Genomic DNA, 7,472 nt, shown 5'->3' with positions numbered 1-7,472 from the left:
ACCGCCACGAGGAAGCCCAGCAGATGCTGCGCGACAACGAGACGTTCTCGTCGGCGGCCGTCATCGCCGCGTTCGGGCCGGTGCTGGGGGAGCGCGTCATGCTCGGCATGGACGAACCGGTGCACGGGCGGCTGCGGTCACTGGTGTCAAAGGCCTTCTCGCAGAAGGCGTTGGCCCGCTGGGAAGACGAACTCGTCGGGCGGGTGGGCAACAGCCTGATCGACAAGTTCGCGGCGAACGCAAAGGCCGACCTGGTCAAGGAATTCACCTTCGATTACCCCAGCCAGATCATCGCGGGCCTGCTGGGGCTGCCGGAGGAGGACTATCCGCAGTTCCAGCGGTGGTCGATTTCGTTGCTGAGTTGGATCCTGAATCCCGAACGCGGCCTTGCCGCCTCGGCCGCGCTCTGCGACTACTTCGCACCCATCCTGGCGGCGCGCCGCGCCGAGCCGAAGGAAGATCTGATCAGCGCGCTGGCCCAGGCCGAGATCGACGGCGAGAAGCTCGAGGACGAGGAGATCTACTCGTTCCTGCGGCTGCTGCTGCCCGCCGGGGTGGAGACGACGTACCGGTCCCTGGGCAGCCTGCTGCTCGCGCTGCTGTCGGATCCCGCGCAGCTGGATGCCATCCGCGCGGACCGGTCGCTGCTACCACAGGCCATCGAGGAGGGTGTGCGCTGGGAACCGCCCCTGCTGACCATCACCCGGGTGGCGACTCGCGACACCGAACTCGGCGGGGTGGCGATACCGGAAGGGTCCACGGTGATGCCGATGCTGGGCTCCGCCAACCGGCAGGAGGACCGTTACCCCGATCCCGACAGGTTCGACATCTTCCGCACACCCAGGGCCCACCTGGGCTGGGGGCACGGCGTGCACGTCTGTCTCGGCATGCACCTGGCGCGGCTGGAGATGCGCACCGCCATCAACCTTTTGCTCGACCGCTTGCCCAACCTGCGGCTGGACCCCGACGCCGACGATCCGCACGTCCGCGGGCAGATTTTTCGTTCGCCGACGTCGGTGCCCGTGCTGTTCGACCCACAATGACCAGGCCCGTAGGGGTTGTCGCTTGCCAATCGGCTAGTTTCCGGTAAGGCTCTCTGTAGCCCCTCAACGACTCAGAAGAGAGTGACAAACATGACCGAGGCTGTAAAGGTGCGGTTCGAGCCGAAGATGATGATCGACGGGAAGCTCGTCGACGGGCAGTCCGGCACCTTCACCAACATCAACCCGGCGACCGAGGAGCCGCTCGGGGAGGTCGCCGACGCGTCCAAGGAGGACATGCACCGGGCGATCGACGCCGCCCGGCGCGCCTTCGACGAGAGCGACTGGTCGACCAACCGGGAGTTGCGCAAGCGCTGCCTCTTGCAGCTGCACGAGGCGATCGAGTCGGAGAAGGAGGAGCTGCGCGAGGAGCTCATCCTCGAGGTGGGATCGCCGCGGGCCATCACCTTCGGTCCCCAGCTGGACGCGCCGCTGGAGGACGGGCTGCGCTACCCCGCCAGGCTGATCGACGAGTACGCGTGGGAGACCGACCTGGGTGACAAGGTGATCAGCCTGACCGGCACGCTGACCACCCGCAAGGTGTGGCGCGAGCCGGTGGGCGTCGTCGGCGCGATCGTGCCGTGGAACTTTCCGTTCGAGGTCACCCTCAACAAGCTCGGCCAGGCGCTCGGCACCGGCAACACCGTGGTGCTCAAGCCGGCGCCGAACACCCCGTTCAACGCGACCCGGCTGGGCCGGCTGATCGCCGAGAAGACCGACATCCCCGCCGGCGTCGTCAACGTCGTGACCGCCTCGGATCACTTTGTGGGCGAAGAACTTACGCTTTCGCCCAAGGTCGACCTGATCTCGTTCACCGGCTCGACCGTGGTCGGGCAGCGGATCATGGAAAAGGGGGCCGCCACCATGAAGCGGCTCTTCCTCGAGCTGGGCGGCAAGTCGGCCACCATCGTGCTGGAGGACGCCGACTTCCCGACGGCTTGCATGGTCGGCATCGCGCCGTGCATGCACGCCGGCCAAGGCTGCGCCAACCCGACCCGGATGTTGTTGCCGCGGTCGCGCTACGACGAGGGCGTGGAAATCCTCAAGGGCATCTACGAGAACGTCACGTGTGGTGACCCGCAGGACCCGGGAACCCTGTGCGGCCCGGTGATCTCGGAGGTGCAGCGAAATCGCGTGATGGGCTACATCCGCAAAGGTGTCGAAGAGGGCGCCACGGCGCTCGTCGGCGGCCCCGACGCGCCCACCGGCTTCGACAAGGGTTTCTACGTCAGGCCAACGCTTTTCACCGATGTCGACAACTCCATGACGATCGCCCAGGAGGAAATCTTCGGTCCGGTGCTCGCCGTGATCCCGTTCGACGACGAGGAGGACGCGATCCGGATCGCCAACGACAGCAAGTACGGCCTGGCGGGCAACGTGATGTCCGGCTCGCTGGAGCGGTCGCTGGCGGTGGCCCGAAGGATTCGGGCCGGCTTCATGGGCGTCAACGGCGGCGCGCCGTATGGCGCCGACACCCCGTTCGGCGGGTACAAGTACAGCGGGGTGGGCCGCCAGAACGGTGTCGCCGGGTTCGACCAGTACACCGAGATCAAATCGGTGGCCTATCCCGCCGTCTAAGGCCCGTCGAGATCGCCGTCACGGCTGCGGGTTTGGGCTCACCCGCGACCGTGGCGGCAATCTCGGCGTGGGTCAGGCGGGCGCGACCGGTCGTTTCAGCGTGCAGACGATGCTCCACTCGAAGTAGTGGTCGCCGCCCTTGTCGTAGTCCTTGAAGCGGTGGGCGACCTGGGTGCGCTGCACCGACGACCCGACGATCTCCCAGCCCTGTTGTCCGTAGGACTGCGTCAGACGGTTCGCTTCGTCCAGCACGGCCTGCAGAGATTCGTTCGTGTACGAGACGAAGGTGCTCTCCCATTGCTGGGGATACCACTTGCCATCGGATGCCAGCCACCAGCCGGGGCCCGGTGAAGGGGTGCTCACATCGGGGCACCCTACGTCGCCGAGCCTCGCGGAAAAATGGACTGCACATGACGGGGTGCCGAAAAGCTGGCAATCGGAAGGCCATCTGCCACCCAAAACCACCCCGGCCCGCGCCCGCCCAACGCGTTGGTTGACAATCGACGGCGAGACTCACTTTCACCGATTAGGGTCCTAACGTCAAAGGAGACACCACCATGGCTGAAGCCGTCATCGTCGAGGCAGTGCGCTCACCGGTCGGGAAGCGCAACGGCGGATTGTCCGGGGTGCACCCGGCGGACCTGTCGGCGCAGGTGCTCAACGGGTTGGTGGACAAGGCGGGTATCGACCCCGGCCTCGTCGACGACGTCATCTGGGGCTGTGTGATGCAGGCCGGTGAGCAGGCCCTCGACATCGGCCGCACCGCCCTGCTGGCCGCCGGCTGGCCGGAATCCGTCCCCGGTGTGACCGTCGACCGTCAGTGTGGTTCGAGCCAGCAGTCGATCCACTTCGCGGCGGCCGGCGTGGTGGCCGGGCACTACGACGTCGTCGTGGCCGGTGGGGTGGAGTCGATGTCGCGCACTCCGATGGGTTCGTCGTTGGCCAACGGCGGCCGCCCCTACCCGAAGACCTTCCTGGACCGCTACGAGGGCCAGATCCCCAACCAGGGCATCGGCGCCGAGATGATCGCCGAGCGGTGGGGATTCGACCGCACCGCGCTCGACGAGTTCTCGCTGGGCTCACACGAAAAGGCCGCTGCGGCACAGGATTCCGGCGCTTTTGACGACCAGATCGTCGGTATCAAGGACCAGGACGGAAACGTGGTGCTCAAGGACGAGGGCATCCGCCGCGGCACCCCGATGGAGAAGATGGCGTCGCTGAAGCCGGCGTTCAAGGAAGACGGGGTGATCCACGCGGGCAACTCGTCGCAGATCTCCGATGGCTCGGCCGCGATCCTGTTCATGTCGGCCGAGAAGGCCAAGGAGCTCGGCCTGAAGCCGATCGCGAAGGTGCACACCGCGACGCTGGCCGGAGCCGACCCGGTGATCATGCTGACCGCGCCGATCCCCGCCACCCAGAAGGTGCTGAAGCGTTCCGGCCTGTCCATCGACGACATCGGGGCCTACGAGGTCAACGAGGCGTTCGCGCCGGTGCCGCTGGCGTGGCTGAAAGACATTGGCGCCGACGAGAAGAAGCTCAACCCCAACGGCGGTGCGATCGCGCTGGGGCACCCGCTGGGCGGCTCCGGCGCCCGGATCATGACGACGCTGCTGTACCACATGCGGGACAAGGGAATTCGTTACGGTCTGCAGACCATGTGCGAGGGTGGCGGCCAGGCCAACGCCACCATCGTGGAATTGTTGTGACGGACGTTGACACCGCGGCGCCCGGCGCGCTGACCGAGCGCCGCGGCAACGTCATGGTGATCACCATCAACCGGCCGGAAGCCCGCAACGCGGTCAACGGTGCCGTCAGCATCGGCGTCGGGGACGCGCTGGAGGAGGCCCAGCAGGATCGCGAGATCCGGGCCGTGGTGATCACCGGCGCGGGCGACAAGTCGTTCTGCGCCGGGGCCGACCTCAAGGCGATCTCACGTCGGGAGAACATCTATCACCCCGACCATCCCGAGTGGGGCTTCGCCGGTTACGTGCACCACTTCATCGACAAACCCACGATCGCGGCGGTCAACGGCACCGCGCTGGGCGGCGGCACCGAGCTGGCGTTGGCCAGCGACCTGGTGGTGGCCGACGAGCGCGCCCAGTTCGGGCTGCCGGAGGTCAAGCGGGGGCTCATCGCCGCCGCGGGGGGCGTCTTCCGGATCGTGCAGCAGCTGCCGCGCAAGGTGGCGATGGAGCTGCTGCTGACCGGCGAGCCGATCACCGCCGCCGACGCCCTCGAATGGGGCCTGATCAATCAGGTGGTCAAGGAGGGCACGGTGCTGGAGGCCGCGCTCGCGCTGGCCGCGCGGGTGACGGTGAACGCGCCGCTGTCCGTGCAGGCCAGCAAGCGCATCGCCTACGGCGTCGACGACGGCGTCATCACCGACGAAGAGGTGGGCTGGGCGCGCACCATGACCGAGATGCGCGGCCTGATCAGGTCGGAGGACGCCAAGGAGGGCCCGCTGGCGTTCGCCGAGAAGCGCGAGCCGGTCTGGAAGGCCCGCTAGCCCGCCAGCACGTTCACCCCGCGCTGGAACGCGCCGGGCAACAGCGTGCACGCCGGCACGATGGCGCGGCGCGCGATCGGCGGGGCGCTGGCCAACACCAGCGCGCGGGTGAGCAGCCGGTAGTTGCGGGTAATCCGTTGCCACGCAAACTCATACGACTGCGGCGCCTCGTCGACGATGGCGGCGACCACAGCGGCCGCTTGCTTGACCGCCAGGCTGATGCCCTCGCCCGTCAGCGCGTCCTCGTAGCCCGCCGCGTCGCCCACCAACAGCACGCGCCCCGCGACCCGGCGAGAGACCACCTGGCGTAACGGGCCGCAGCCGCGCGCGTCACCGCGGGTGGCGCTGCCGAGCCGGCGGGCCAGCCCGGGGAACCACGCCAGGTCGGGCCGGCCGCGCGACAGGATCGCCACGCCCACCAGATCCGGCTCGACCGGCGTCACATACGCCTCACCCCAGCGCGACCAATGCACCTCGACGAACTCCGACCACGGCGGCACCCGGAAATGCCAGCGCACGCCGTAGCGCCGCGGCGTTCCGGCCGTCGCCGTGATCCCGACGGCCCGCCTGACCTGTGAGTGCAGTCCGTCGGCCGCCACCAACCATTTCGCGCGCACGCCGGCGGCCGTCACCCCGTGCGCGTCCTGGTGCACGGTGGTCACCCGCGCCCGAAGCCATTCCGTGTCTTGCTCTTTGGCGCGCGCGGCCAGCGCCGCATGCAGCGTGGTGCGTCGCACGCCGCGACCCGGGCCGTTACGAAACCGGGCCTGGGCGCGGCGGTGTTCGCTCACGTAGGCGATTCCGTGAAAGGGCATGCCGACCGGGTCGACGCCGAGGGACGTCAGCTCGGCCAGCCCGCCGGGCATCAGGCCTTCACCGCACGCCTTGTCGATGGGTCCCTCCCGCGGGTCGGCGACGATCACCGAAAGTCCCTGCCGCCGAGCGTGTAACGCCGTGGCCAAACCGCCCGGCCCGCCGCCGACGATCAACAGGTCGGTGTCGTAGTCGCTCACGTGTATCCCAGAGCGGAGTTCTCGACCCGCAATCGCACCTTGAGCAACGCCGCGTTGGCGAGCGTGAAAATGGCGGCCGTCAGCCACGCCGTGTGCACCAACGGCAGCGCCAACCCCTCAGCCACCACTGCAACATAGTTCGGATGGTGCAGCCACCGGTAGGGACCCTGGCGCACCAGCGGGGCCTGCGGCAGCACGATGACCCGGGTGTTCCACCGCGGGCCGAGCGTGGCGATGCACCACCAGCGCAGCACCTGGCTGAGTGCCACCACCGCCAGCATCGGCCAGCCCAGCCATCCGATGAACGGCCGGTGCAGTGCCCACGGCTCGAGGATGCAGCCAACCAGCAGCGCCGTGTGCAGCACCACCATCACCGGATAGTGTGCCCGCCCAAACTCCTTGGCGCCCTGGGCAAAAGACCATTGCGCGTTGCGGTTGGAGACCACGAGCTCCACGACGCGTTCGATGGCGACCGCCAGAACCAGTAGGTAATACATGTCTCCACTATCTCTTCGAAGAGGACTTCTTCTACCGGCTCACGATGCCGCCGCCGCGCGGGTTCACCGCCGCGAGCGTAACGGCATGGCGAAAATCGGGCCGGAAGAGCGCCGTGGCGTTACGTTCGCGATCGGCGGCCCGCGCCCGCCAGGTTTGCGTCGACCGTCGCCGGGTTAGGTTGAAAGGTATGCGGGTCCTCGTCACCGGTGCCACCGGATATGTCGGATCGCGGCTGGTCACGGCGCTGCTGGCGGACCGGCACCACGTCGTGGCCGCCACCCGGAAGCCCGAGCGACTCAGACGGTTCGGATGGTTCGACGACGTCACCCCGGTGACCCTCGACGCCGCCGATCCCGCGTCCACGCGGGCGGCCTTCGCCGACGCCGGGCACGTTGACGTGGTGTATTACCTGGTGCACGCCATCGGGCAGCCCGGCTTCCGCGATGCCGACAACGCCGCCGCGGCCAACCTCGCCGCCGCGGCCAGGGACGCCGGTGTGCGTCGCATCGTCTACCTGGGCGGATTCGTGCCCGCCGACGAGGTGCTGTCCGAGCACCTGACCAGCCGGGCCGAGGTGGCCGAGGCCCTGACGGTGCCGGACGGCGCGGAGCTGGTCTGGCTGGGCGCCGCGATGATCATCGGCGCGGGCTCGACCTCGTTCGAGATGATGCGCTACGTCGGGGACCGATTCCCGCTGCTGCCCGTCCCGAGCTGGATGGACAACCCGATAGACCCGATTTCCATCCGCGACGTGCTGCATTACCTGGTCGCCGCGGCCACGGCGCCGGTCCCGTCATCGCGCACCTGGGACATCGGCGGACCCGACGTGCTCGAGTA

Annotated in this window: 8 protein-coding genes; 5 read left to right on the top strand and 3 right to left on the bottom strand. The window is 68.3% G+C overall.

Annotation, left to right across the window (positions count from 1 at the left end):
• On the top strand, positions 1–1,043 hold a 1,043-nt coding region (locus tag A9X03_RS27740), incomplete at its 5' end, for a cytochrome P450 (protein ID WP_067780630.1).
• Between the two features lie 90 nt (positions 1,044–1,133).
• Positions 1,134–2,618, top strand: a complete 1,485-nt coding sequence (locus A9X03_RS27735; RefSeq protein WP_067755883.1) for an aldehyde dehydrogenase family protein — start codon at positions 1,134–1,136, stop codon at positions 2,616–2,618.
• A 72-nt stretch (positions 2,619–2,690) separates the two neighbouring features.
• Here A9X03_RS27735 and A9X03_RS27730 read toward each other — a convergent pair whose 3' ends face one another.
• Positions 2,691–2,981 carry a hypothetical protein gene (locus A9X03_RS27730; RefSeq protein ID WP_067755880.1) on the bottom strand — a complete coding sequence of 97 codons (291 nt, stop codon included), beginning with the start codon at positions 2,979–2,981 and terminating at the stop codon, positions 2,691–2,693.
• A gap of 194 nt (positions 2,982–3,175) precedes the next feature.
• On the opposite strand from A9X03_RS27730, the gene A9X03_RS27725 reads away from it, so the two are divergent.
• Positions 3,176–4,324 (top strand): thiolase family protein, encoded by a 1,149-nt coding sequence (locus tag A9X03_RS27725; protein WP_067755877.1) that lies wholly within the window; start codon positions 3,176–3,178, stop codon positions 4,322–4,324.
• On the top strand, positions 4,321–5,124 hold the full coding sequence (locus A9X03_RS27720) for a crotonase/enoyl-CoA hydratase family protein (RefSeq protein WP_082950272.1): 804 nt from the start codon (positions 4,321–4,323) through the stop codon (positions 5,122–5,124). The genes A9X03_RS27725 and A9X03_RS27720 overlap by 4 nt, the downstream gene beginning before the upstream one ends.
• Here the strand turns inward: A9X03_RS27720 and A9X03_RS27715 are convergent.
• Both A9X03_RS27715 and A9X03_RS27710 read right to left on the bottom strand, forming a co-directional pair.
• On the bottom strand, positions 5,121–6,137 hold the full coding sequence (locus A9X03_RS27715; RefSeq protein ID WP_067755874.1) for an NAD(P)/FAD-dependent oxidoreductase: 1,017 nt from the start codon (positions 6,135–6,137) through the stop codon (positions 5,121–5,123). The two genes, A9X03_RS27720 and A9X03_RS27715, sit on opposite strands and share 4 nt — an antisense overlap.
• Positions 6,134–6,634: an isoprenylcysteine carboxyl methyltransferase family protein gene (locus tag A9X03_RS27710; protein WP_068263977.1), complete on the bottom strand. Its 501-nt coding sequence runs from the start codon at positions 6,632–6,634 to the stop codon at positions 6,134–6,136. Before A9X03_RS27710 ends, A9X03_RS27715 begins: the two co-directional genes overlap by 4 nt.
• A 188-nt stretch (positions 6,635–6,822) precedes the next feature.
• Between A9X03_RS27710 and A9X03_RS27705 the strand changes: the two genes are divergently transcribed.
• A partial coding sequence (locus A9X03_RS27705) for an NAD(P)H-binding protein (protein ID WP_156746696.1) occupies positions 6,823–7,472 on the top strand: 650 nt, incomplete at its 3' end.

It is taken from the genome of Mycobacterium sp. E1715 (genome assembly GCF_001667625.1).
Lineage (GTDB): Bacteria > Actinomycetota > Actinomycetes > Mycobacteriales > Mycobacteriaceae > Mycobacterium.
This window is presented reverse-complemented; position numbering and strand designations above follow the sequence as displayed.

Excerpts from the sequence above, each read along its gene's own strand:
- A9X03_RS27735 (WP_067755883.1), top strand. The coding sequence starts at position 1,134 with ATGACCGAGGCTGTAAAGGTGCGGTTCGAGCCGAAGATGATGATCGAC.
- A9X03_RS27710 (WP_068263977.1), bottom strand. The coding sequence starts at position 6,634 with ATGTATTACCTACTGGTTCTGGCGGTCGCCATCGAACGCGTCGTGGAG.
- A9X03_RS27725 (WP_067755877.1), top strand. The coding sequence starts at position 3,176 with ATGGCTGAAGCCGTCATCGTCGAGGCAGTGCGCTCACCGGTCGGGAAG.